General features: G+C 67.7%; 19 protein-coding genes. 12 read left to right on the forward strand and 7 right to left on the reverse strand.

Features of this window, described 5'->3' with window-relative positions; translation table 11 throughout:
- Positions 1-179 precede the first annotated feature (179 nt).
- Entirely contained in the window at positions 180-911 is a 732-nt protein-coding gene (locus WFK98_RS18525; RefSeq protein ID WP_336801262.1) for a HugZ family pyridoxamine 5'-phosphate oxidase, read from the reverse strand.
- 239 nt (positions 912-1,150) lie between these two features.
- Between WFK98_RS18525 and WFK98_RS18530 the strand changes: the two genes are divergently transcribed.
- From WFK98_RS18530 to trxA, 12 genes are all read left to right on the forward strand, one after another.
- Positions 1,151-1,855 (forward strand): response regulator transcription factor, encoded by a 705-nt coding sequence (locus WFK98_RS18530; RefSeq protein WP_266336683.1) that lies wholly within the window; start codon positions 1,151-1,153, stop codon positions 1,853-1,855.
- 26 nt (positions 1,856-1,881) lie between these two features.
- Positions 1,882-3,669 carry a stimulus-sensing domain-containing protein gene (locus WFK98_RS18535; RefSeq protein ID WP_420909579.1) on the forward strand — a complete coding sequence of 596 codons (1,788 nt, stop codon included), beginning with the start codon at positions 1,882-1,884 and terminating at the stop codon, positions 3,667-3,669.
- Positions 3,666-4,115 carry an HPr kinase/phosphorylase gene (locus WFK98_RS18540; RefSeq protein WP_336801263.1) on the forward strand — a complete coding sequence of 150 codons (450 nt, stop codon included), beginning with the start codon at positions 3,666-3,668 and terminating at the stop codon, positions 4,113-4,115. Before WFK98_RS18535 ends, WFK98_RS18540 begins: the two co-directional genes overlap by 4 nt.
- A gap of 171 nt (positions 4,116-4,286) precedes the next feature.
- Complete coding sequence (locus WFK98_RS18545; protein WP_266337347.1) at positions 4,287-4,688, forward strand: PTS sugar transporter subunit IIA; 402 nt, start codon at positions 4,287-4,289, stop codon at positions 4,686-4,688.
- An 11-nt stretch (positions 4,689-4,699) separates the two neighbouring features.
- Positions 4,700-4,990, forward strand: a complete 291-nt coding sequence (locus WFK98_RS18550; RefSeq protein WP_266336685.1) for an HPr family phosphocarrier protein — start codon at positions 4,700-4,702, stop codon at positions 4,988-4,990.
- A 125-nt stretch (positions 4,991-5,115) separates the two neighbouring features.
- Positions 5,116-6,519: an adenosylhomocysteinase gene (gene ahcY / locus WFK98_RS18555; RefSeq protein ID WP_336801264.1), complete on the forward strand. Its 1,404-nt coding sequence runs from the start codon at positions 5,116-5,118 to the stop codon at positions 6,517-6,519.
- A 313-nt stretch (positions 6,520-6,832) separates the two neighbouring features.
- On the forward strand, positions 6,833-9,325 hold the full coding sequence (locus WFK98_RS18560) for an ATP-binding protein (protein WP_336801265.1): 2,493 nt from the start codon (positions 6,833-6,835) through the stop codon (positions 9,323-9,325).
- Entirely contained in the window at positions 9,322-10,821 is a 1,500-nt protein-coding gene (tsaE, locus tag WFK98_RS18565) for a tRNA (adenosine(37)-N6)-threonylcarbamoyltransferase complex ATPase subunit type 1 TsaE (protein WP_336801266.1), read from the forward strand. The genes WFK98_RS18560 and tsaE overlap by 4 nt, the downstream gene beginning before the upstream one ends.
- 59 nt (positions 10,822-10,880) lie before the next feature.
- Entirely contained in the window at positions 10,881-11,624 is a 744-nt protein-coding gene (locus tag WFK98_RS18570; protein WP_266336689.1) for a nucleotidyltransferase family protein, read from the forward strand.
- Between the two features lie 6 nt (positions 11,625-11,630).
- Complete coding sequence (gene addB, locus WFK98_RS18575) at positions 11,631-14,750, forward strand: double-strand break repair protein AddB (RefSeq protein ID WP_336801267.1); 3,120 nt, start codon at positions 11,631-11,633, stop codon at positions 14,748-14,750.
- On the forward strand, positions 14,747-18,253 hold the full coding sequence (gene addA / locus WFK98_RS18580; RefSeq protein WP_336801268.1) for a double-strand break repair helicase AddA: 3,507 nt from the start codon (positions 14,747-14,749) through the stop codon (positions 18,251-18,253). The genes addB and addA overlap by 4 nt, the downstream gene beginning before the upstream one ends.
- A gap of 75 nt (positions 18,254-18,328) precedes the next feature.
- Positions 18,329-18,649, forward strand: coding sequence for a thioredoxin (gene trxA / locus WFK98_RS18585; RefSeq protein ID WP_336801269.1), 321 nt, complete (start codon positions 18,329-18,331; stop codon positions 18,647-18,649).
- A gap of 180 nt (positions 18,650-18,829) precedes the next feature.
- Here the strand turns inward: trxA and WFK98_RS18590 are convergent, their stop codons facing one another.
- The 6 genes from WFK98_RS18590 to WFK98_RS18615 form a co-directional block, all read right to left on the reverse strand.
- Positions 18,830-20,149, reverse strand: a complete 1,320-nt coding sequence (locus tag WFK98_RS18590; RefSeq protein WP_336801567.1) for a bifunctional folylpolyglutamate synthase/dihydrofolate synthase — start codon at positions 20,147-20,149, stop codon at positions 18,830-18,832.
- Between the two features lie 109 nt (positions 20,150-20,258).
- A complete protein-coding gene (accD, locus tag WFK98_RS18595) occupies positions 20,259-21,185 on the reverse strand; it encodes an acetyl-CoA carboxylase, carboxyltransferase subunit beta (RefSeq protein ID WP_336801270.1) in 927 nt (308 codons plus the stop codon).
- A gap of 14 nt (positions 21,186-21,199) precedes the next feature.
- Positions 21,200-22,042 carry a tryptophan synthase subunit alpha gene (gene trpA, locus WFK98_RS18600; RefSeq protein ID WP_336801271.1) on the reverse strand — a complete coding sequence of 281 codons (843 nt, stop codon included), beginning with the start codon at positions 22,040-22,042 and terminating at the stop codon, positions 21,200-21,202.
- Between the two features lie 19 nt (positions 22,043-22,061).
- A complete protein-coding gene (gene trpB / locus WFK98_RS18605; protein WP_336801272.1) occupies positions 22,062-23,285 on the reverse strand; it encodes a tryptophan synthase subunit beta in 1,224 nt (407 codons plus the stop codon).
- Complete coding sequence (locus WFK98_RS18610; protein ID WP_336801273.1) at positions 23,282-23,974, reverse strand: phosphoribosylanthranilate isomerase; 693 nt, start codon at positions 23,972-23,974, stop codon at positions 23,282-23,284. The genes trpB and WFK98_RS18610 overlap by 4 nt, the downstream gene beginning before the upstream one ends.
- Before the next feature lie 254 nt (positions 23,975-24,228).
- Positions 24,229-24,567, reverse strand: coding sequence for a lipopolysaccharide assembly protein LapA domain-containing protein (locus WFK98_RS18615; protein ID WP_266336697.1), 339 nt, complete (start codon positions 24,565-24,567; stop codon positions 24,229-24,231).
- Positions 24,568-24,656: the final 89 nt, after the last annotated feature.

The following is a 24,656-nucleotide window of genomic DNA, read 5'->3' on the forward strand; positions in this document are numbered from 1 at the left end:
TGCCGGCAGGCCAGAACCTAGAGGATCGGATTTCGCAACTGCAACAAAAACTGCATGGGTCCAGTTATCGTGATCGCATTAAAACGATTTAATCGACTGGTCCCAAAGCAACCGATGGCCGGAAACCAATTATTTGACATCCGAACAAACAGAATATTCTATTTGTTCGTAAAATGACACTATTGTTCCAGCGATCTCGCCTGTTTTGCGAAGGACTTCAGATAGCCGCCGGCCTCGCCGACCGTGGTGGCGCGGGTAGGAAAAGGCAGCCGCGCGCGCAAGGTGCTCGTAGCAATGTCGATGCCTTCCGGGTCGCAGCCGGTGATGCGCCAGGCGCCGCCCGGCTGATTGAGCAGCTTGATGGCGTAGAGCGCAATGGCGTCGGCATGATCATCGTTCATGTGCTCGACGACCATCTTCTCGCCGTCGAGTAGATCCTTGCTGTCCGAGTAATCGGGAAGAAGATCCTTGCCCGCGATCTGCGCGATGTTGCCGAAGCCGGCGACGAGGTGCGAGTTGGTGACGTTCATCACGTAGTGGTGGAAGCCGGGCAGGGCGGAGGCGCGGGCCGCCTTGCCCTGACGCAGGCCGTAGCGCCAGGCGGCATGCTCGTCGTCGACGCGCTCGATCGTGCCGACCAGGGTGATGCGGGCCCCGGCGAGCGGATTGCCGGTTTCGCCGCCCGGCGCCACGAGCAGGAGCGAGGCGCGCGGATCGCGCTTCAGGTTCTGCGTGTGTACGGCGAGGTCGGAAAGGCTCAGGACCGGCCGCAGGTCGACCGTCGTCGCCATGGTGACCAGGGTGGCGAAGGGATTGCCGGCCTCGTCCAGCGTCGCCAGGCTGCCGGCGATCGTGCTGCGGATCACGGCGCGGCCGGTTTCGACCGGATCGAACGGAAAATTCTCGGACATATTGCTTTCCTTGGGACTAGCTACTTCGAAAGCTGATTAACACCTTCAACTTTCTATGTCTCTCATTCGATGGCGGTTTTCCGGGCGATTGGCGCCGAGGGTTTAAATCCGGTAGGCTGCACGCCATATTTTCCGCGTATTCCTGCGACGTTTAGGCGGGGGCCGGCGTGACGTGACATCCGCTTGCCTTCAGGCCGGTCAAACGCCCATCCGGGGCAGATTTCGGGAGAAGCCTATCTATGCCGACGATCGCTCTGGTCGACGACGATCGAAACATCCTCGCCTCCGTGTCGATCGCATTGGAGTCCGAGGGCTATCGGGTCCAGACCTACACCGACGGCGCCTCCGCCCTTGACGGCTTCCAGCAGTCGCTTCCGGACCTCGCCATTCTCGATATCAAGATGCCGCGCATGGACGGGATGGAGCTGCTCCGCCGCCTGCGCCAGCGCACCGACCTGCCGGTCATCTTCCTGACCTCGAAGGATGACGAGATCGACGAGTTGTTCGGCCTCAAGATGGGCGCCGACGATTTCATCAAGAAGCCGTTCTCGCAGCGCCTGCTGGTCGAGCGGGTCAAGGCGGTGCTGCGCCGCTTCCAGCCGCGCGAGGCCGTCGTCCCGGCCAAGGTGCCGGACGCCGCCCGCAATCTTGATCGCGGTGCGCTGTCGATGGACCAGGAGCGCCACACCTGCACCTGGAATGGTCAGCCCGTGACGCTGACGGTCACCGAATTCCTGATCCTCTACGCGCTCGCGCAGCGGCCCGGCGTCGTCAAGAGCCGCAATGCCCTGATGGACGCGGCCTATGACGATCAGGTCTATGTCGATGACCGCACCATCGACAGCCACATCAAGCGGCTGCGCAAGAAGTTCAAGGTCGTCGATGACGACTTCGACATGATCGAGACGCTCTATGGCGTCGGTTATCGCTTCAAGGAGGCCTGACGCGAAGTCGGGCTGCGCAAAGAGGCATGACGATCAGTATTGAGGAGCCGACGGTAGCGACGCGCAGGCGCCCCTGGCGCTTTCGCATGCGCATGATGCGCCGTTCTTTCGGCCGCATGATGCGCTCGATCGGCCCGCATGCCTTCTCGAGCCTGACGCGCCGGATCATCATCCTCAATCTGGCCGCGCTGATCGTTCTCGTCTCCGGCATTCTCTACCTGAACCAGTTTCGCGCCGGTCTGATCGACGCGCGGCTGGAGAGCCTGCTGACGCAGGGCGAGATCATCGCCGGGGCCATCGCCGCCTCGGCCACGGTCGAGACCAACAACCTGACGATCGATCCCGACAAGCTGCTGGAGTTGCAGGCGGGCGAAAGCCTGGTGCCGGGCGAGAATTCGATCGAGGGGCTCGATTTCCCGATCAATCCGGAGCGCGTCGCGCCGGTGCTGCGCCGGCTGATTTCACCGACCCGCACCCGCGCCCGCATCTATGACCGCGACGGCAGCCTCGTCGTCGATTCGCGCCATCTCTATTCGCGCGGCCAGATCCTGCGCTTCGATCTGCCGCCGGCGGACGAGGAGCCGGCGCTGTTCGATCGCATCTGGCAATGGTTCAACGTCCATCTGCAGCGCGACGACCTGCCGATCTACCAGGAACTCGGCGGCTCCAACGGCCGCGGCTATCCCGAGGTCGCGACGGCGCTCGACGGCGGCCCGTCCTCGATCGTGCGCATCACCGACCGTGGCGAGCTGATCGTCTCGGTCGCCGTGCCGATCCAGCGCTATCGCTCCGTGCTTGGCGTGCTGTTGCTTTCGACGCAGGGCGGCGACATCGACCAGATCGTCCATGCCGAGCGCATGGCGATCGTGCGCGTCTTCCTCGTCTCGGCCGGCGTCGTCGTGCTGCTGTCGATCCTGCTCGCGAGCACCATCGCGGCGCCGCTGCGCCGGCTCGCCGACGCCGCCGACCGTGTCCGACGCGGCGTCACGGCGCGGCCGCAGATCCCCGATTTCTCCAACCGCCGCGACGAGATCGGCCATCTGTCGGTGGCGCTGCGCGAGATGACGGGCGCGCTGTTCAATCGCATCGAGGCGATCGAGAGCTTCGCCGCCGATGTCAGCCATGAACTGAAGAACCCGCTCACCTCGCTCCGCAGCGCCGTCGAGACGCTGCCGCTCGCCAAGACGGCGGCGTCCAAGAAGCGGCTGAACGACATCATCCAGCATGACGTCCGCCGGCTCGACCGCCTCATCAGCGACATCTCCGACGCCTCGCGTCTCGATGCCGAGCTGGCGCGCCAGGACGCGACGCCGATCGACGTCGCCGGCGTGGTCGAGGCGGTCGTCTCGATGGCGCGCGACACCACGCCCCCCGAGGGGCCGCGCATCCTGATCGAGATCGCCGAGGCGGAGGAGACCGACGCCTTCATCGTGCTCGGCCATGACAGCCGCCTGGCGCAGGTCTTCACCAATCTCATCGACAATGCCCGCTCGTTCTGCCGCCAGGATGGCGCCGTGCGCGTGCAGGTGCGCCGCAACGGCAGCTTCGTCGACGTCGTCATCGACGATGACGGGCCGGGCATCCGGGCGGAGCAGATCGACCGGATCTTCGAGCGCTTCTATACGGATCGTCCCGAGCAGGAGGCGTTCGGTCAGAATTCCGGCCTCGGCCTGTCGATCTCCAAGCAGATCGTCGAGGCGCATCGCGGCCGGATCTGGGCCGAGAACCGTTCCAGGGGCAAGTCGAGCAAGGCGGATCGGGCCGAAATCGTCGGCGCGCGCTTCACCGTCCGCCTTCCCGCGGCCGACTCGTGACGGCGGCTCCGGCCACGGTTCATGCCAGCGCCGTCCTCGTCGACGGCGCCGGCGTGCTGATCCGCGGGCCTTCCGGGTGTGGAAAATCGTCGCTGCTTCTCGCCCTGCTGATGGCCGACCGCCAGGCCGGCCGGCTGGTCGCCGACGACCGCGTCATCCTCTCCGTCTCGGACGGGCGGCTCTTCGCCGGCGTACCGGAAATTCTCGCCGGGCTTCTGGAGATTCGCGGCCAGGGCCTTGTAACTGTGCCGTATTTGTCGCCGGTTCCGATCGAACTTGTCGTCGATTTCGAAGCGTCCGAGCGCTGTCCGCGTATGCCCGAGGCGGCGGATCGGACGGTTTCGATCCTCGGCGTCGGCCTTCGCCGGCTGGCCCTTCCGCTGGGGCAGGCGGATGGCTGGATCCGCGTCCGGGCCGCATTGGCGTTCCGTTCGGCGATTGTCTAGTATCGTTCTTGTTCGTATGGAGAGCGCCCCGCTTTTTTCTTGCGTTGCGGTAGGGTTCGGTCAAGATGCGGCGCCATGGCCGATCATGACCGGCCGCCGGAACAAAGCGGTCTCGACGTTTTCCAGGGTCCCTTCGGGGCTCGAACTGAGAAAAGCAGGTATTCGAAGGGCATGATCGGGCTCGTCCTTGTAACCCACGGCCAGCTCGCGACCGAATTTCGGGCGGCTTTGGAGCACGTGGTTGGTCGCCAGACGCAGATCGAGACGATCGCGATCGGTCCGGAAGACGACATGGAGCGTCGCCGTCAGGACATTCTGGAGGCCGTGCTCAGCGTCGACGATGGCAGCGGCGTCATTCTTCTGACCGATATGTTTGGCGGCACCCCGTCCAACCTGGCGATCTCGGTCATGGAAGCGGGCCGCGTCGAGGTGATCGCCGGCGTCAACCTGCCGATGCTGATCAAGCTGGCGAGCGTGCGCATCGAAAAGCCGCTCGCCGACGCGGTGGCCGGCGCCCAGGAAGCCGGCCGCAAATACATCAATGTAGCCAGTCAGGTTCTGGCCGGGCATTAGGGTTGCGTAGCATGACCGACATCGACACGACCGAGCTCTATCGCGACCTGCCGATCGTCAACCGCAAGGGACTGCATGCCCGCGCTTCCGCCAAGTTCGTCCAGTGCGCCGACGCCTTCGAGGCGTCGATCACTGTGTCCAAGGATCAGAATACGGTCGGCGGCACCTCGATCATGGGCCTGATGATGCTGGCCGCCGGCATTGGCTCGTCCATCCGCGTCGCCGCTGAGGGGCCGGATGCGGAAGCCGCCCTCGACGCCATCGCGGCGCTGGTGGCCGATCGCTTCGGCGAAGAGGAATAACCCCTCCCTCCGGCTCGGCGAACGGCGCATTGCTGCGCCACATAAAGACATCTTTATATCCTGATTGCTGCCCGGCGTCGTCTCCGCTATAAGCGCGACAAACGCAACGCATGGAGATAGCCAAGATGGTTGCCGCCAACGACTACGCGATCAAGGATATCGGTCTCGCCGATTGGGGCCGCAAGGAACTCGCCATCGCCGAGACGGAAATGCCCGGCCTGATGAGCGTGCGCGCCGAATTCGGCCCGTCGCAGCCGTTGAAGGGCGCCCGGATCGCCGGCTCGCTGCACATGACGATCCAGACCGGCGTGCTGATCGAGACGCTGAAGGCGCTCGGCGCCGACATCCGCTGGGCTTCGTGCAACATCTATTCGACGCAGGACCACGCTGCCGCGGCGATCGCCAAGTCCGGCGTCCCGGTCTTCGCCATCAAGGGCGAGAGCCTTGAGGACTACTGGGAATACACCCACCGCATCTTCGAATGGGCGGATGGCGGCGTTCCCAACATGATCCTCGACGACGGCGGCGACGCCACCGTGCTGGTCCATCTCGGCCTGCGCGCCGAGGGCGGCGACACCGCCTTCCTCGACAAGGCTGAGAACGAGGAAGAGGAAGTCCTCTTCGCCGCGATCAAGAAGCGCCTCGCTACCAAGCCCGGCTGGTACGGTGAGATCGCCCGCTCGATCAAGGGCGTCACCGAGGAGACCACGACCGGCGTGCATCGCCTCTACGAGATGCAGAAGAAGGGCACGCTGCTCTTCCCGGCGATCAACGTCAACGACTCCGTCACCAAGTCGAAGTTCGACAACCTCTATGGCTGCCGTGAATCGCTCGTCGACGGCATCCGCCGCGGCACCGACGTCATGATGTCGGGCAAGGTCGCGATGGTCGCCGGCTTCGGCGACGTCGGCAAGGGTTCGGCCGCTTCGCTGCGCCAGGCCGGCTGCCGCGTGCTCGTCTCCGAAGTCGACCCGATCTGCGCCCTGCAGGCGGCGATGGAAGGCTACGAGGTCACGACGATGGACGACGCCGCCCCGCGCGCCGATATCTTCGTCACCGCCACCGGCAATGTCGACGTCATCACGATCGACCATATGCGCGCCATGAAGGATCGCGCCATCGTCTGCAACATCGGCCACTTCGACAGCGAGATCCAGATTTCGGCGCTGCGCAATCTGAAGTGGAACAATGTGAAGCCGCAGGTCGACGAGGTCGAGTTCGCCGACGGCAAGCGCATCATCCTTCTGTCGGAAGGCCGACTGGTCAATCTCGGCAACGCCACCGGCCATCCGAGCTTCGTGATGTCGGCGTCCTTCACTAACCAGACGCTGGCGCAGATCGAACTCTGGACCAAGCCGGGCCAGTACGAGAAGAAGGTCTACACGCTGCCGAAGCACCTCGACGAGAAGGTGGCGGCGCTGCATCTCGCCAAGATCGGCGTCAAGCTGACGACGCTGAACGAGAAGCAGTCGGCCTATATCGGCGTTTCTCCGGCTGGTCCGTTCAAGCCGGACCACTATCGTTACTGACCGAATAATCCGGCGCTGACGATCCGTCGCAGTCGAGCGCTACCCATCGTGGTTCGAGAGAGGCGTGAGCGCTATATTTTGAGTGCCCATCGCCTTAACTGGCGGTTAACCACGATCATCTGACAATCCAGGGCCATGCGGATCCACCGCATGGCCTTTTTCTCGTCGTCATCGGCTTCACACCGGATTCCCCCTGCCGCTACATTGGGGATGATTCGCATGAGAGCCGGAGTTCGTAGTCGGCGCCGGGACGGGTCGATACATTACTCTGACGGCGGAAGGGCCCTGCCGCATGCTCTGGCATCGCAGGAATATGGATGGAACTCGCGGTGCACGCCGCTGGAGCCTCGTCCGGCCACATCTGCGCCAGACCCTGCTTGCCGCCACCTCCCTGACCGGTCTTGCCCTGTCTGCCGGCGAAGCGCTCGCCGCCGGGCCGGTCGCCGCCACGCTGAATGCCGGCAACACCGCCCTGACGAGCGCGCTGCTCGGAGTCGTCGCCTTCTCCGTCCTCGGCGCCATGGCGCTGATGCGAGCGCGCAACCGGGCGGAAGCCGAGAATGCCGCGCTGAAGCTTCGCCTGGCGGACTTCAAGGCCGGCGCCGATCGCGCCGAGGCGCTGGTCGATGCCGAGGACCAGCGTCTGGTCGCCTGGAGCGCTCCCGGCGAGCCGCCGCTGGTGATGGGGCGCCTGCCGAAATCCTGCGGCGCGCCGGAAGATCGCTCCGCCTTCCTCGCCTTTGGCGCCTGGCTCGAGCCGATGGCCGCGAGCTCGCTCGATACGGCGATCGCAACCCTGCGCAAGCGCGGCGAGACCTTCGCGATCACGCTCGAGACTGGCAATGGCAGCTTCGTCGAGGCGGTCGGCCGGACCGCCGGCGGCCGCGCCGTGGTGCGTTTCCGCGATCTCTCGGGCGACCGGCTGGCGCTGGCCGAGCTGGAGGCGCGCCACCATCGCCTGACCGAGGACGTCGAGGCGATGCGGGCGCTGTTCCAGGCGACCTCGATGCCGGCCTGGATCCGTGGCAGGGATGGCAAGCTGTCCTGGGTCAACAATGCGTTTGCCCGCGCCGTCGAGGCGCGCGACCCGGTCGACGCCGTCACGCGCAATCTCGAATTCCTCGATACCGCCGGCCGTGAGGCGATCGGTTCCGGTCACGATGGCCAGCCGGTTTCGGAGCGCCGCCTGCCGGCCATCGTCGCCGGCGCCCGGCGCATCTTCGACGTCGTCGACGTTGTCTCCGGCACCGGCAGCGCCGGCATCGCCATCGACGCGACCGAACTCGAGACCGTGCAGAACCAGATGAAGCGGCTGGTCGAGTTCCATGCCCGGACGCTCGACCAGCTGGCCACCGCCGTTGCCGTGTTCGGCTCCGATCGCCGGCTGCGTTCCTATAACGCCGCCTTCCGCTCGCTGTTCGGCCTCGAGGCCGGTTTCCTCGACAGCCAGCCCGACGAGAGCGCCGTGCTCGACCGGATGCGCGCCAGCCGCCGCCTGCCCGAACAGGCGGACTTCAAGAGCTGGCGCAACGACTTGCTCACCGCCTACCAGTCGCTCGATGCGCGCGAGCATTGGTGGCACCTGCCGGACGGCCAGACGCTGCGCGTCCTCGCCAATCCGCATCCGCAGGGCGGCATCACCTGGATCTACGAGAACGTCACCGAGCAGCTGGAGCTGGAGAGCCGCTACAACGCGCTGTCGCGCGTGCAGGGCGAGACGCTCGACCATCTGGCCGAAGGCGTCGCGGTGTTCGGCTCGGATGGACGCCTGCGGCTCGACAATCCCGCCTTCGCGCGGATCTGGCGGCTCGATCCGGCCTTCCTGGCCGGCCATCCCCATATCAGCGAGGTCGAGCGCGCCTGCCGCCGCCTCCATGACGCGCCGGCCGCCTGGACGCGCTTCACCGCCTCGGTCGCGGGTCTCGACGAGGGCCGCGCCCCGACGTCCGGGCGCATGGAGCGCTCCGATGGCCGCGTCGTCGATTATGCGACCGTGCCGCTGCCCGGCGGGCAGACCATGGTCACCTTCATGGACGTCAGCGATACGGTGCAGGTCGAGCGCGCCCTGACCGACCGCAACGAGGCGCTGGAAGCCGCCGACGGGCTGAAGAACGCCTTCATCCAGCATGTGTCCTATGAGCTGCGCTCGCCGCTCACCAACATCATCGGCTTCACCCAGCTGCTTTCGGACGTCTCGATCGGGCCGCTGACCGAGAAGCAGCAGGAATATACCGGCTACATCCTGTCCTCGAGCGGCGCGCTGCTCGCGATCGTCAATGACATTCTCGACCTCGCGACCGTCGACGCCGGCATCATCGCGCTCGAACTGGGCGAGGTCGATATCGAGCGCACCGTCGCTGCGGCGATCGAGGGCGTGCGCGACCGGCTGCAGGAATCGCAGCTGCTGTTGCAGACGCGGATCCCGGCCGGCATCGGCAGCTTCATCGCCGACGAGAAGCGCGTCCGCCAGATCCTTTACAACCTGCTTTCGAACGCCGTCGGCTTCTCCTCGCTCGGCAGCTCGGTCGTGCTCAGCGCCAGCCGCACCGCGGAGGCGATCGTCTTCAGCGTCGAAGACCAGGGCCCGGGCATTGCGCCGGAATTCCTCGCCTCGGTGTTCGATCGCTTCGAGAGCCGCGCCGCTGGCTCGGCGCGCGGCGGTGCCGGCCTGGGCCTCGCCATCGTCAAGAGCTTCGTCGAGCTGCATGGCGGCACGGTCAGCATCCGCTCCGAGGAAGGTCACGGCACGGAGGTCAGCGTGCATCTGCCGATCCGGCCGACCGAGCTCGCTGTTGCCGCTGAATGAGCCCGCTGGATCCGATCCGGGTTGAGCTGCCCGACGAGGCGGCCACCATCCGTCTCGCCGAGGACGTCGCGGCCAAGCTCGCCATAGGCGACGTCATCGCGCTGCGCGGCGATCTCGGCGCCGGCAAGACCAGCTTCGCCCGCGCGCTGATCCGTGCCGTCGCGGGCAATTCCGAGCTCGAGGTACCGAGCCCGACCTTCACCATCGTCCAGACCTACGATACCCGCCTGCCGATCGCTCATTTCGATCTCTATCGCCTCGGCTCCGCCGACGAGCTGGAGGAGATCGGCTTCGACGAGGCTGTGAGCGAGGGCGTCGTGCTCGTCGAATGGCCGGAGCGGGCCGAGGAAAGCCTGCCAGCCAACCGGCTCGAGATCGCGCTCGAGATCCATGGCGCCGGCCGCGTGGCGACGCTTTCGGGCGATGCCGGCTGGCTGAAGCGGCTGCGGCGCACGCTGGCGATCCGCGCCTTCCTTGCTGCCGCCGGCATGGCGGATGCCATCCGCCGGCATTTGCAGGGCGATGCGTCGACGCGCGCCTATGAGCGGGTGGAGACACCGGATGGCCGTCGCGCCGTGGTGATGGACGCGCCGGAGCGGCCGGGCCCGGCGGTGCGCGATGGCCGCACCTATGATGACCTCGCGCACCGTGCCACCAATGTCCGCCCCTTCGTGGCGATGAGCGACGGCCTGCGAGCCGCCGGCTTCTCGGCGCCGGCGATCCTGGCCGCCGACATGCCGGCGGGGCTGCTGCTTGTCGAGGATCTGGGCAGCGAGGGCGTGCTGACTGGCGGCGCGCCGGATCCCGGGCGCTATGGGATCGCCATCGATGTGCTCGCGGCGCTGCATGCGGTGCCGCGTCCCGTCGATCTGTCGCTGCCGGATGGCACGATCCATCGCATTCCGCCCTTTGACGAGGGGGCGCTGGCGATCGAGGTCGACCTGCTGCCGCGCTGGTACGCGCCCTATGTCAATGGCGAGCCGCTGTCCGACGAGGCGGAGATGGCCTTCGTCGCGGTCTGGTGCGAGCTGTTCGAGCGGTTCGACGCGGTCGAGAAGAGCTGGCTGCTGCGCGATTTCCATTCGCCCAACCTGCTCTGGCTGTCGGAGCGCGAGGGATTGCGGCGGATCGGCATTCTCGACCATCAGGATGCGATGATCGGCGCCTCGGCCTATGACGTCGCCTCGCTTCTGCAGGACGTCCGCGTTTCGGTCGAGCCGGCGCTGGAGCATCTGCTCGCCGATCGTTATGTGGCGGCGCGGCGAGCGCTCGGGACCTTCCACGAGGCCGCCTTCCGCGAGGCCTATGCGATTTCCGGGGCGCAGCGTGCGACCAAGGTGCTGGGCGGATTTGCCCGCCTGGCGGCGGCGGCGGGCAAGCCCCAATATCTTCGTCACATTCCCCGTGTAAGGGGCTATCTGCGGCGGTGTCTGCGCCATCCGGTTCTTTCCGGTCTGGCACTCTGGTATGAACGATACCTGCCGCTCGACGACTGACGGCGCCTTCGAGGCGGCTGAAGCCAGAGCCAAGAACAACGGAATTGTCCGAGACCGATATGCCGACCTCCCATCTCAACACGCCGATCCATCCGAAGCGCGCCATGGTGCTCGCCGCCGGGATCGGCAAGCGCATGCGGCCCGTCACGGCAACGGTTCCCAAACCCCTGATCGAGATCGCCGGCCGCTCGCTGATCGACCATGCGCTCGATCGCCTCGCCCACGCCGGCGTCGAGGAGGCGGTGGTCAATGTCCACTACCTCGCCGATCTCGTCGAAACCCACGTCAGGAAGCGCACGGCGCCGAAGGTCATCGTCTCGGACGAGCGCGGCGCGCTGCTCGAGACCGGCGGCGGCATCACCAAGGCGCTGCCGCTACTCGGCGACGAGCCGTTCTACGTGATGAATTCGGATTCGTTCTGGCTGGAGGGGCCGCGCCCCAATCTCGACTGGCTCGCCCGCGCCTGGGACGACAGCAAGATGGACGCGCTCCTGATGCTGGCGCCGACGGTGACCGCGATCGGCTATCCCGGCCTCGGTGATTTCATCATGGACAAGGACGGCCGGCTTTCCCGCCGCGTCGAGCGCACGGTTGCCGCTTTCGTCTATTCCGGCACCGCCATCCTGTCGCCGCGCTTCTTCGCCGATGCGCCGGAAGGCTCGTTCTCGTTGAATGTGCTGTTCGACCGCGCCATCGCCAGGGACCGCCTGTTCGGCATCCGCATGGACGGCACCTGGCTGCATGTCGGCACGCCGGAAGCGATCCGCGAGGCCGAGATGTCGGTTTCCGAAAGCGCAGCCTGAGGCACGATGACGAGGTCGAACCCGCGCGTCTTCACGATCCCGCCGGGCACGCCCTTCCTGCCGACCCTCGTCGATGCGCTGTTCTCCGGCCGCTTCGGAGCCATTCCGAATCCGGCTAAGGATCCGCTGGCGCTCGCCGATATCACCATCCTCGTGCCGACGCGCCGCGCCGCGCGCTCGCTGCATGCCGAAATCCTGGAACGGCTCGGCGGCCGCGCCGCCATCCTGCCGGCGATCCGGCCGATCGGCGATGTCGACGAGGAGGACCAGATCCTCGAGGCCGCCGCCGACGATCCGGATGGCCGCCTCGTCCTGCCCGAAGCGATCTCGAGGCTCGACCGCCTGCTGGTGCTGACGCGGCTGACGCTCGCCTGGGGTCGGGCGGTGCGGCGCGAATTGCTGGCGCTCGACGAGGACGACCGCGTGCTGGTGCCGGCCTCCGCCGCCGACGCCTTTCATCTCGCCGGCGATCTCGCCCGGCTGATCGACGACATCGAGACGACGGGCATTGCCTGGGAGAAGCTGGAGACGCTGGTCCCCGAGGACCTTGCCCGTTACTGGCAGATCTCGCTCGATTTCCTGCGCATCGTCGGCGTGCACTGGCCGGCCTTCCTCAGCGAGCGCGGCCTCGCCGATCCTTCGGTCCGGCGCGACCACCTGCTCCGCGCCGCCGCCGCCCGACTGGAAGCGTCGCCGCCGCGCGGCCTCGTCATCGCCGCCGGTTCGACCGGCTCGATCCCGGCCGTCGCCGAGCTGCTGTCGGTTATCGCCCATTTGTCGAACGGCGCCGTCGTCATGCCGGGCATCGATACCGAGCTCGACGCCAATGGCTGGATGGCGATCGGCGGGCTCGCGGCGCCGGCCCGCTCGGCGCCCGGCCACCCGCAATATGGCCTGAAGCAATTGATCGAGACGATTGGCGTCGGCCGCGACGAGATCGTCACCCTCGGCGCGATGACGCCGGACATGGCCGAGCGCGTCCGCCTGATCTCGGAGGCGATGCGGCCGGCCGAGACGACCGAGGACTGGGCCACCGCGCCGCCCGTCGTCGCCTCGGCGATCGGCGATGTCGCGCTGGTCGTGGCCCGTACAGAGCAGGAAGAGGCGGTGGCGATCGCGCTCGCCATGCGCGAGGCGATCCGCGAGCCGGGCCGGACGGCGGCGCTGGTGACGCCGGATCGCCGCCTCGCCGGCCGCGTCGCCATCGAACTCGGCCGCTTCGGTCTGTCGGTCGATGATTCCGCCGGGCGGCCGCTGATGACCTCGTCGCCGGGCACGCTGGCGCGCCTGCTGGTGGCGGCGGCGAGATCAAACGGCGCGCCGCTCGACCTGCTGGCGCTGGCCAAGCACCCGCTCGCCTCCTTCGGCCTCGGGCGCGCCGCCTGCCGCGCCGCGATCGACATTCTCGACCTGGTGCTGTTCCGCGGCCAGCTGCTTGCCGATGGCGTCGAAGGGCTGGTCGAGGCGCTGGATCAGGCCGAGGAAGACCTGCCGAAGGGCCGCTACGCGCCGCAGGCGGTGAAGCGCCTGGGGCCCACGGAATGGCAGGCCGCGCGCGATCTCGCCGGCCGCATGGCCGAGGCGATCGAACCGCTTAGCCGACTCATGGATGGCGTCAACGCGTCCGACGCCAAGGCGATGACCTCCGCCGTCGTCGCCGCGCTCAAGCTGGTCGCGGCGCGCGAGGACGGCAGCGACGACATCCTCTGGGCCGATGAATCCGGCCAGGCGCTGGCGACGCTGCTCGCCGGGTTGATGAGCGACGACGCCGAAGCGCTCGACATGGCCGGCTACGAGTATCCGGGCTTTCTCGATGCGACCATGGCCGGCGTCGGCGTGCCGGCACGACCGGGCTCCGATCCGCGCCTGTTCATCTGGGGCACGCTGGAAGCGCGGCTGCAGATCGTCGACCTGATGGTGCTGGGCGGGCTGGACGAGGGCGTCTGGCCGTCCGAGACGCGCACCGACCCGTGGCTGTCGCGCTCGATGCGGGCCGAGCTCGGGCTGGAAGCACCGGAGCGCAAGCTCGGCCAGTCGGCGCATGATTTTACAAGCGCCTTGTCAGCCGGCAAAGTAGTCGTCACCCGCGCCGAGCGCCGGGGCGGCACGCCAACCGTCGCCGCGCGCTGGCTGCAGCGCCTGCTCGCCCGCCTCGGCAAGAGCGAGGCAAAGGCGCTTGGCCTCCGCGGCCTGCGCTATCTCGACTGGGCCCGCGCGCTCGATCGCACGGCGCGGCCCCTGCCGGTCCGCCGTCCCGAGCCGCTGCCGCCCTTGGAGGCGCGTCCGCGCCGGCTTTCGGTCACCGAGATCGAGACGCTGATCCGCGACCCTTACGCGATCTATGCGCGCCGCATCCTGAAGCTCGATCCGCTCGATCCGATCGGCGTCGTCCCCGACGTGGCGCTGCGCGGCACGCTGATCCACGACGCGCTGGGCGATTTCATCCAGGAATGGAAAGGCCAGTTCGACGCCACGGCGCTGACGGCGCTGACGATCATCGGCCGCCGCGTCTTCGCCCGCATCGAACCCTTCCCGGCGGTCTATGCGCTGTGGTGGCCGCGCTTCCTGGCGATCGCCGAATGGTTCATCGGCTGGGAGGCGGGCCGCGATGCCGTCGCCCGTCGTCATGCCGAGATCGGCGGCGCCTGGGCGTTCCCGGCGCCGGCCGGCGAATTCAGGCTGACCGGCCGCGCCGATCGCGTCGATGTCCGGCTCGACGGTTCGCTGGAGATCCTCGATTTCAAGACCGGCTCGCCGCCGAGCGCCAAGCAGCTTTCGACCGGCCTCGCGCCGCAGCTGGCGCTGGAAGTGGCGATGGCGCGCGGCGGCGGCTTCCAGGATGTCGAGGCGGGCGTGTCGGTGACGACGCTGGGCTGGATCGGCCTCGGCAAGGTCGGCAAGGGCGAGCCCTTCTCCTCGGCCGTCACCAAGGACAAGACGGCCGACGAGCTCGGCGACGAGGCGAAGGCGCGGCTCGCCGCCCTGATCGAAGCCTTCGACGATCCGAAGCGCGCCTATGTCTCGCGGGCGCGGCCGATGTTCGAGACCCGCTTCGAGAGCCCCTACGATCATCTCGCCCGCATCCGCGAATGGTCGCTCGGCGATGGCGAGGAGGGCGGCGAATGAGCAGCGTGATCTCGGTCGACGCGAAGACGAGGGATACGCAGGCGCGGGCGACCGATCCGGAGGCCTCGGCCTGGGTTTCCGCCAATGCCGGCTCCGGCAAGACCTATGTGTTGGCGCGGCGTGTCATCCGCCTGCTGCTGAATGGCGCCGATCCGGCCTCCATCCTCTGCCTGACCTTCACCAAGGCGGCCGCGGCCGAGATGTCGAGCCGCGTGTTCGAGATCCTCGCCGGCTGGACGACGCTGGCTGATGACGAGCTCTCGGCGATCCTGGCCGATTATCAGGGCGTGCCGGCGACCCCGGCCGATCTCGTCGGCGCCCGCCGGCTGTTCGCCCGTGCGCTGGAGACGCCGGGCGGGCTGAAGATCCAGACCATCCACGCCTTCTGCGAAAGGCTGCTGCACCAGTTCCCGTTCGAGGCCAATGTCGCCGGCAGCTTCGAGGTGCTGGATGATCGCGGCGCCTCGATCCTGATCGCCGATGCGCAGCGCCGGGTCATCGCGCGCGCGTCGTTGGAGGCTGACACCGCGCAGGGCCGAGCGTTCGCGCGGGTGCTGGAAGCGGCGAGCGACCAGGGCATCGAAGCGGCGCTGGCGGCGATCGTGTCGTCGCGCGACGCGGTGCGCGAGTTCATCGTCGGCGCCGGCGATCTCGCAAGCGGCCTGCGCGACCTCCGTCGCGCCCTCAGCCTCGGTTCGGGCGAGACCGCGGAAAGTCTTCGCGATCGCCTCGGTTCGGAGATCCCGTTCGATGATGCCGAGCTCCGGCAACTGGTCGACCGGCTTGCGGCCAGCGGCGCCAACGACAAGAAGAGCGCCGAACGCCTTGCGCCGATCCTGACCGCCGAGACGGCGGAGGGCAGGGCGACGGCCTGGCTCGGCTTCTGGATGAAGCAGGATGGCGATCTTCGGGTGGTCGGAAGCCTCACGACCAAGGGCATTCGGACGGCGTGGCCCGGCCTGGAGGAGACGCTCTCCGACGAGCGCGATCGCATCGAATTGCTGCTCGACCGTATCGCCTCGGCCGAGGCCTATGCGGTGACGAGCGCGCTGCTGACGCTCGGCGACGCGGTGATCGGCGACTATGAGCGGGCCAAGCAGCTGCGCGGCGCGCTCGATTTCCAGGATCTGGTGGTGAAGACCGCCAATCTGCTGGCGCGCTCCGACGCCGCCGCCTGGGTCCACTACAAGCTCGATCGCGGCCTCGACCACATCCTCGTCGACGAGGCGCAGGACACCAGCCCGCGCCAGTGGCAGGTGATCGAGCGGCTGGCCGGCGAGTTCTTCACCGGCCAGAGCGCGCGCGACGTCATCCGCACCTTCTTCGCCGTCGGCGACGAGAAGCAGTCGATCTATTCGTTCCAGGGCGCCGTTCCCGCCTGGTTTGCGAGACAGCGCAAGTCGTTTTCCGATCGCGCCAAAACAGCCAAGGCTCAGTGGTTCAATCTCGAATTGCAGCTCTCCTTCCGCTCGACGCAGGACGTGCTGTCGGCGGTCGACGCGATCTTCGCCCCCGAGGACGCCCATGCCGGGCTGACACAGGCGAAGGCGGCCCCGGTCCATGCGGCGGCGCGCCGGCTCGATCCCGGCCGCGTCACCTATTGGCCGCCGATCGAGGCCGACAAGCCGCCGCAGCCGGAGGACTGGCACACGCCGCTCGACCGCCTCGACGAGAAGAGCCCGGAGGTGCGGCTGGCCGAGCGGATCGCCGAGACGATCGCCGGCTGGAAGCAGAGCAAGGCGACCATCGCGGCGACGGGCAAGCCGATCCGCGAGGGCGGCATTCTCGTCTTGACGCGGAAGCGCGGCCCGCAGACCGACGCGATCAACCGCGCGCTGAAGGCGGCGGGCCTCTCGGTCGCCGGCGCCGACAGGCTGGCGCTCGCAAGCCATATCGCCGTGCTCGACCTGCTGGCGCTGGCCGAGATCCTGCTGCAGCCGCGCGACGATCTCGCGCTGGCGGCGCTGCTGAAGAGCCCGCTGATCGGCCTCACCGAGGAGCAACTGTTCGAGCTGGCGCATCCGCGCGGCGGCTCGCTCTGGTATGCGCTCGACCGTTCGACGGACCCGGCGGCGATCGAGGCCTCGGCGCGGTTGAAGGCCTGGCGCAGCCGGGCCGAGTTCATGAGCCCCTATGCCTTCTTCGCCCGCATCCTCGGCCCGGAGGGCGGCCGCAAGCGGTTGCTGGCGCGGCTGGGGCCGGAGGCCGACGACGTGCTGGACGAGTTCCTGGCGCAGGCGCTGGCGCATGAGCAGGCCTCCGTGCCGTCGCTGCAGGGCTTTGTCGGCTGGATGCGCGAGGCGGCGACCGAGATCAAGCGCGACGCCGACCTCGCCCGCGACGAGATCCGCGTCATGACCGTGCACGGCGCCAAGGGCCTTGAGGCCGACATCGTCTTCCTGGTCGATACCGGCTCCAAGCCCGTTCATGCGAGCCATGATCCGAAGATCGTGGCGCTGGCGGAGGATCCCGACGCTGCCGATGGCGCGCCGCTGGTCTGGATCGCGCCGGGAGCGCGGAAGCCGCAGGTCGTCGAGGACGCCGTCGCGGTGCTGCGTGAAAAGGCGCGGGAAGAGTATCGCCGGCTGCTCTATGTCGGGCTGACGCGGGCGCGTGACCACCTGATCGTCTGCGGCACGATGAAGGCGAACACCGGCGCCGATCTGCTCTGGCACGATCTGGTCGGCAAGGCGCTCGGCGTCGACGGTCACCTCGTGTCGGTCGATCTTCCGAGCGAGAGTTTCGAGACGATCGAGTGGCGGCAGGACTGGAGCCGTGAGGCGGTGGCGGCGCTTGCCGAGACGGCCGGCTCCGGCGAGCGTGTCGCCGAGCCGTTGCCTGACTGGCTGGCCGAAAGTCCTCCACCGGCGCCGCCGATGCCGAAGCGGCTGACGCCGTCGGCTGCTGTCGGTTTCGCCGAGGCCGAGCCGGCATTTCCGCCGGTGACGGCGCTGGATGCAAGGCTCGATCCCGCCGCGCTGACGGCGCTCGATCGCGGTCGCATCATCCACCGCCTGTTGCAGGCGCTGCCCGACCAGCCGGCGGAACATAGGGCGACAGTTGCTGCGCGCTATCTGGAGGTGGTCGGGCGCGAATGGCCGGAAACGGCCCGCCAGGGGCTGCTGGAGCTGATCCTGCCGATCCTCGACGACGACAGCTTCTCCGCCCTGTTCGGGCCGGAGAGCCGCGCCGAGGTGCCGATTGCCGGCACGATCGAAACGCGCAGCGGCACGGCTTCGGTTTCCGGCCGGATCGACCGTCTCGTCGTGCTGCCGGATCGGGTCATCCTGGTCGACTACAAGACCAACCGCCCGGCGCCGCGCCAGCTCTCCGAAGTGCCCGAGGCGCATCTGGCGCAGCTGGCGCTCTATCGCGCCCTGCTTCAGACGCTCTACCCCGACCGGCCGATCGAGACGGCGCTGCTCTGGACCGAGATCCCGCTGTTGATGGCGATCCCGTCGGAGTTGCTCGATAGTCGCATGGCTGCCATTACGGCGGGGTGAAATCCCTTTGCCTTGACCGGCAAGAGGCGGGTTCCTACCTTAGAACCACTCTCCTCCATCCCTTTGAGGCTTGCCATGGCGACTGCCAAAGTAACGGATAGTTCCTTCGACGCCGACGTTCTGGGGGCATCCGGCCCGGTCGTCGTCGATTTCTGGGCGGAATGGTGCGGTCCCTGCCGCATGATCGCGCCGGCTCTGGAAGAGATCCAGGCCGAGATGGCCGGCAAGGTGACCATCGCCAAGCTCAACATCGACGAGAACCCGGACATTGCCGTGCGCTATGGCGTGCGTTCGATTCCGACGCTGATCCTGTTCAAGGACGGCGAACCCACCTCGATCCAGGTCGGCGCCGCACCGAAGAGCCGTCTGGCCGACTGGATCAAGGGCGCGATCTGATCGTCGTCCGAACCATTCTGGATATGGAAACGGGACCCGCTGGGTCCCGTTTTTGTTTGGCGACTAGGATCGTATCGGCCTAGAGCCCTCCGTGTTTCATGAAAACACGAAGGGGCTCTAACTCTTTGTTTGATCGCGTTTTCTTCACGCGAACCGGTGCCCACTTCGCTCAAAAACGCTCTAGCTGGGCAGCGTGCCGTTCGCGGCCAGCACCGTGCCGCCGAGATAGAGCGAACCGCAGGTCAGGATTCGCGGCGCGATGCCCGGCGGCAGCTGTCTGCGGATGGCGGCGAGCGCCGCCTCGACGCCCGTCGTCGCCTCGGCGCTGAGTCCGGCGGCCTCGGCGGCGGCGGCGAGCTCGACCGGGTCACGGCCGGCATTGGAGCCCTCGATCGGCACCGTATAGACATGCCGCGCCAGCCCGGCGAAGGGGCGGAAGAAGCCGACCGGGTCCTTGGTCACCAACATGCCGGCGATCAGGTAGAGCGGCCGCGAGACCCGCTCCTCGAGATCGGCGACCGCCTCGGCCACAACCAGGCCGGCGCCGGGATTGTGGCCGCCGTCGAGCCAGATCTCGGATTCCGGCGGCGCCTGGTCGACCAGCTTTCCGGTGGTCAGGCGCTGCATCCGCGCCGGCCATTCGACCCCCTGCAGGCCTGCCTCGATCGCCGCGACTGGCACGTCGAGGCTGGAGCGGCGCAGCGCTGCGATGGCGGTGCCGGCGTTGACGAACTGGTGCCGGCCCGGCAGGCGCGGCGGCGGCAGGTCGAGCAGGCCGTCCTCGTCCTGGTAGACCAGCCGGCCGCGCTCGGCATGCGCCACCCAATCCTGGTTGCCGAGGAAGATTGGCGCGGCAAGACGGGCCGCGTCGCGCTCGATCACCTCGCGCACGATCGCCGGCTGCGGCGCGACCACCACGGGGCGGCCGCGCTTGATGATGCCCGACTTCTCGTGCGCGATGCCGTCGAGGGAGCTGCCGAAGAACTTCTCGTGGTCGACCGAGATCGGCGTGATCACGGCGACGTCGGGCCGGTCGATGATGTTGGTGGCGTCGTAGCGGCCGCCGAGGCCGACCTCGAGCAGCGTCACATCGGCCGGATGGTCGGCGAACAGCTTGAAGGCGGCAGCGGTGGTGATCTCGAAATGGGTGATCGGCTCGCCGTCATTCACCTTCTCGATATCGAGCAGCGTGTCGACCAGGGCGTCCTCGTCGACGAAGCGGCCGCCGCCCTTGCGACCGAGGCGGATGCGCTCGTGGAAGCGGACGAGATGCGGCGACGTGTAGACATGCACGGTGAGGCCGGCCGCTTCCAGCATGGCGCGCAGGAAGGCGGTGGTCGAGCCCTTGCCGTTGGTGCCGGCGATGTGCAGCACCGGGGCGAGCTTCGTCTGCGGATCGCCGAGCTTCGCCATCAGCGGCTTCAGCCGGTCGAGCGAAAGGTCGATTTCCTTCGGGTGTAGCTGGAACAGGCGCTCCAGGATGACGGTGCTGCGGTCCATGATATGGTCCATGACGCGATCCCGTGGCGTGGCGCGAGCCACGCAATACGGGCGGCGGCCCGAAGGTCGCCGGCCGAAAACGATGTGTGTTGCGTGTGCGCGGCGTCGATCAGGACGCCAGCGCGACGTCCTGCGACGGCGCCGGCTTGGCCTTCGCCTTGGCTTCCGGCTTGTCGGCGGGCTTCGCCGGCTGCGGGCCGAGCAGGCTGCAGAGCCGCGCGATCGTCTGGCGCAGTTCGTGGCGGTGGACGACGAGGTCGACCATGCCGTGGTCATGCAGGAATTCCGAGCGCTGGAAGCCCGGCGGCAGCTTTTCGCGGATTGTCTGCTCGATGACGCGCGGGCCGGCGAAGCCGATCAGCGCGCCCGGCTCGGCGATCTGGATGTCGCCCAGCATGGCGTAGGAAGCCGTGACGCCGCCCGTGGTCGGGTTGGTCAGCACGACGATATAGGGCAGCTTCGCCTCGCGCAGCGCGATGACGCCGGCGGTGGTGCGCGGCAGCTGCATCAGCGACAGGATGCCTTCCTGCATGCGCGCGCCGCCGGAGGCGGCGAACATGACGAAGGGCTGCTTGCGCTTCAGCGCTGCTTCCATGCCGGCGATGACCGCTTCGCCGGCGGCCATGCCGAGCGAACCGCCCATGAAGTCGAAGTCCTGCACGGCGGTGACCATCGGCACGCCCTCGACGGTGCCGGCGCCGACCAGGATCGCGTCCTGCAGGCCGGTCTTGGTGCGGGCGTCCTTGAGGCGGTCGGTATAGCGGCGCTCGTCGCGGAACTTCAGCGGGTCGACCGCCACTTCCGGCACGGTGACGGCTTCGTACTTGCCGTCGTCGAAGAAATAGGCGAGCCGCTTCGGCGCGCTCATGCGCATGTGATAGCCCGAGTTCGGGATCACGTAGTGGTTGGCCTCGAGGTCGCGATGGAAAACCATCTCGCCGGTCTCGGGGCACTTGATCCAGAGGTTCTCGGGAACCTCGCGCTTGTTCAAGAGGCTCTTGATCTTCGGACGGACGACGTCGTTGATCCAGTTCATCGCGTGATCCTTGTTCAGGCGGCGACCGATTTGCGGGAGGCGCGAACGCCGCCCGAAAGTTCGGAAACGAGGGCCAGGACGGCCGGTACGGTGGCGGCTGTGGCGCGGCCTTCGCTGTCGAGCGATGCCGCAATGGCCGATACGATGACCGAGCCGACGACGACGCCATCGGCATTCGCGCCGATCGCTGCCGCCTGCTCGGCTGTCCTGACGCCGAAACCGACGGCAACCGGTAGATGGGTGTGACGCTTGATCCGTGCAACGGATTCGGCGACGCGCGAGGCGTCGGGGGCTGCCGAACCGGTGATGCCGTTGATCGAGACGTAGTAGACGAAGCCCGAGGTGTTCTCGAGCACGGCGGGAAGCCGCTTGTCGTCGGTGGTCGGCGTGGCGAGGCGGATGAAGTTGAGGCCCGCCTCGAGCGCCGGGATGCAGAGCTCGTCATCGGCCTCCGGCGGGAGGTCGACGATGATCAGGCCGTCGACGCCGGCGGCCTTGGCCTCGGCGACGAAGGCTTCCGAGCCATGCGAGTAGATCGGGTTGTAGTAACCCATCAGCACGATCGGCGTCGCATCGTCCGACTGGCGGAACTGGCGGACGAGATCGAGGGTCTTCACCAGCGTCTGGCCGCCCTTCAGCGCGCGCAGGCCGGCGGCCTGGATCGCCGGGCCGTCGGCCATCGGGTCCGAGAACGGCATGCCAAGCTCGATGACGTCGGCGCCGGCGCCGGGCAGCGCCTTCAAGAGCGCGAGGGTCGTGGCGGGATCGGGGTCGCCGGCCGTCATGAAGGTGACGAGCGCCGGCCGGCCCTCGGACTTCAGGGCCGCGAAGCGGCGATCGATACGGGTTTCGGTCATGGAACGTGCCGCCTCTTGCTCAGATATCCATACCGAGCAGCTTGCCCACAGTGTGGACGTCCTTGTCGCCGCGGCCGGAGAGATTGACGATGATGATCTTGTCCTTGGCCATGGTCGGCGCGACCTTGATCGCCTGCGCGATGGCATGGGCCGATTCCAGCGCCGGGATGATGCCCTCGACGCGGGTGCAGACCTGGAAAGCGTCGAGCGCTTCCTGGTCGACGATCGGCACGTAGTTGACGCGGCCGGTGTCGCGCAAAAAGCTGTGCTCGGGGCCGACGCCGGGATAGTCGAGGCCGGCCGAGACCGAATGGCCCTCGAGGATCTGGCCGTCGGCGTCCTGCAGCAGATAGGTGCGGTTGCCGTGCAGCACCCCGGGGCGGCCGCCATTCATCGAGGCGGCGTGGCCGTTCTCGATGTCGAGGCCGTGGCCGCCGGCTTCGACGCCGACGATCTCGACATCCTTGTCGTCGAGGAACGGATGGAACAGGCCGATGGCGTTGGAGCCGCCGCCGACGGCGGCGATGATCATGTCGGGCAGGCGGCCTTCCTGCTCCAGGATCTGGGCGCGGGCCTCGGTGCCGATCACCGACTGGAAGTCGCGCACCAGCTCCGGATAGGGATGCGGGCCGGCGGCGGTGCCGATCAGGTAATAGGTGTTCTCGACATTCGAGACCCAGTCGCGCAGCGCCTCGTTCATCGCGTCCTTGAGCGTGCCGTTGCCGGCGGTGACCGGGTTGACCGTCGCGCCGAGCAGCTTCATGCGGAAGACGTTCGGCGCCTGCCGCTCGACGTCGGTCGCGCCCATGTAGACGACGCAGGGCAGGCCGAAGCGCGCCGCGACGGTGGCGGAGGCGACGCCATGCTGGCCGGCGCCGGTCTCGGCGATGATCCGCGTCTTGCCCATGCGCTTGGCGAGCAGGATCTGGCCGAGGCAGTTGTTGATCTTGTGGCTGCCGGTGTGGTTCAGGTCCTCGCGCTTGAAGAAGATGCGCGCGCCACCGAGGTGCTTCGTCAGGCCTTCGGCGAAATAGAGCTTCGACGGCCGGCCGGCATAATAGGTCGAGAGCGCCTGCAGCTCGGCCTTGAAGGCGGGATCCGCCTTGGCGTCGTCATAGGCCTGCTGCAGTTCGAGGATCAGCGGCATCAGCGTCTCGGCGACGAAACGGCCGCCATAGATGCCGAAGAAGCCGCGCTCGTCCGGGCCGGTCTTGAAGGAATTGGGCTCGACAGGAGCGGTCACGACGAAATCCTCTCGCCGGCAATCGTCCGGCCTTGATCAGCTGTGGGTCGGAAGCCGCGGATCGCGGCGATGAAGGCGCGGATCCGCGCGGGATCCTTGATGCCGGGCGCGCTTTCCACGCCCGAGGAAGCGTCGATCCCGAACGGCCGCGTGAGCGCCAGGGCCTCCGCGACGTTGTCGGCATCCAGCCCTCCCGAAAGCATATAGGAAAGGCCGGGGTCAAGCGCATCGAGCAGATGCCAGTCGAAGGTGACGCCGTTGCCGCCGGGAAGCGTCGCCCCCTTGGGTGGCTTGGCGTCGAGCAGCAGGCGGTCGGCGATGCCGGCGTAGGCCGGCGCGCTGGCGATATCCTCGGCCGAGCGGATGCCGAGCGCCTTCATCACCTTGAGTCCGAAGCGCTGCCGGATTTCGGCGACGCGGGCGACGCTCTCGCCGCCATGCAGCTGCAGCCAGTCGGGTCTCACCGTGTCGACGATCGCGGCGAGGCCGGCATCGTCCATGTCGACGGTGAGCGCGACGATCTCGGCGCGGCCGCGGGCCCGCGCCGCGAGCGCCGCGGCGCGCTCGATCGAGACGGCGCGCGGGCTCTTCGGGAAGAACACGAAGCCGACCATGTCGACGCCGGCGTCGAGCGCGGCATCGAGCGTCTCCTCGGTGGAGAGACCGCAGATCTTGACGATCACGGACATAGCGTTACCGACATGGCGTCACGGTCTCGGGCGTCCGAGCTTCTGTTGCGGCTTTGGGTTCACGGGCAGCGTTCATTGTCACGCACCTAGCTTGGCGGAAGGGTTTGGCACGAAAGCGGCGGCAAGTCCAAGAAAAGTCCGAGCCGCAAAGTCCGTGCCGGCGCGAAGCGGCGAACGGGTTCCGGCCGGTGCGGGGCCGGCCGGTCCGTGGACCGGTTTCACGTGAAAAGCGGCAGAGCCGGAGCGATGGGCCTTCAGGCGGCGCGGCGCGGGGTCGGCAGCGCGGTCGCCGGGCTCGCGGCGGCACGATATTGTGCGTTTTCGCGCTTCGCGTCCTGGAGCTCGTGGCGCAGGCGGCGGCTCTGCCGGCGCCATCGACCCTGGCCGAGCCAGGTGCCGATCCCGCCGATGACGACGCCGAGCGCGATGGCGGCGAAGATCAGGACGAAGAGCGGCATGCTGATGACGACGGCCGGATCGGTGGAATTGAACGGATCCAGCGACAGCGCCACGGCATGGCGGTTGGCGACCGAAAGCGCCACCGCGACGATTGCGATCGGAACCAGGATGACGACCGCAAGAATCTTCTTCATCGATACCGCCTCAAGCAGGACGCCCGGATGGCTTCCACCGCTCCGGACAGGATAACCCGCCAATAAACACACGGGATCACATTTGGTTC

Source organism: Kaistia sp. MMO-174, from assembly GCF_037147815.1.
Classification (GTDB): Bacteria; Pseudomonadota; Alphaproteobacteria; order Rhizobiales; family Kaistiaceae; genus Kaistia; species Kaistia nematophila.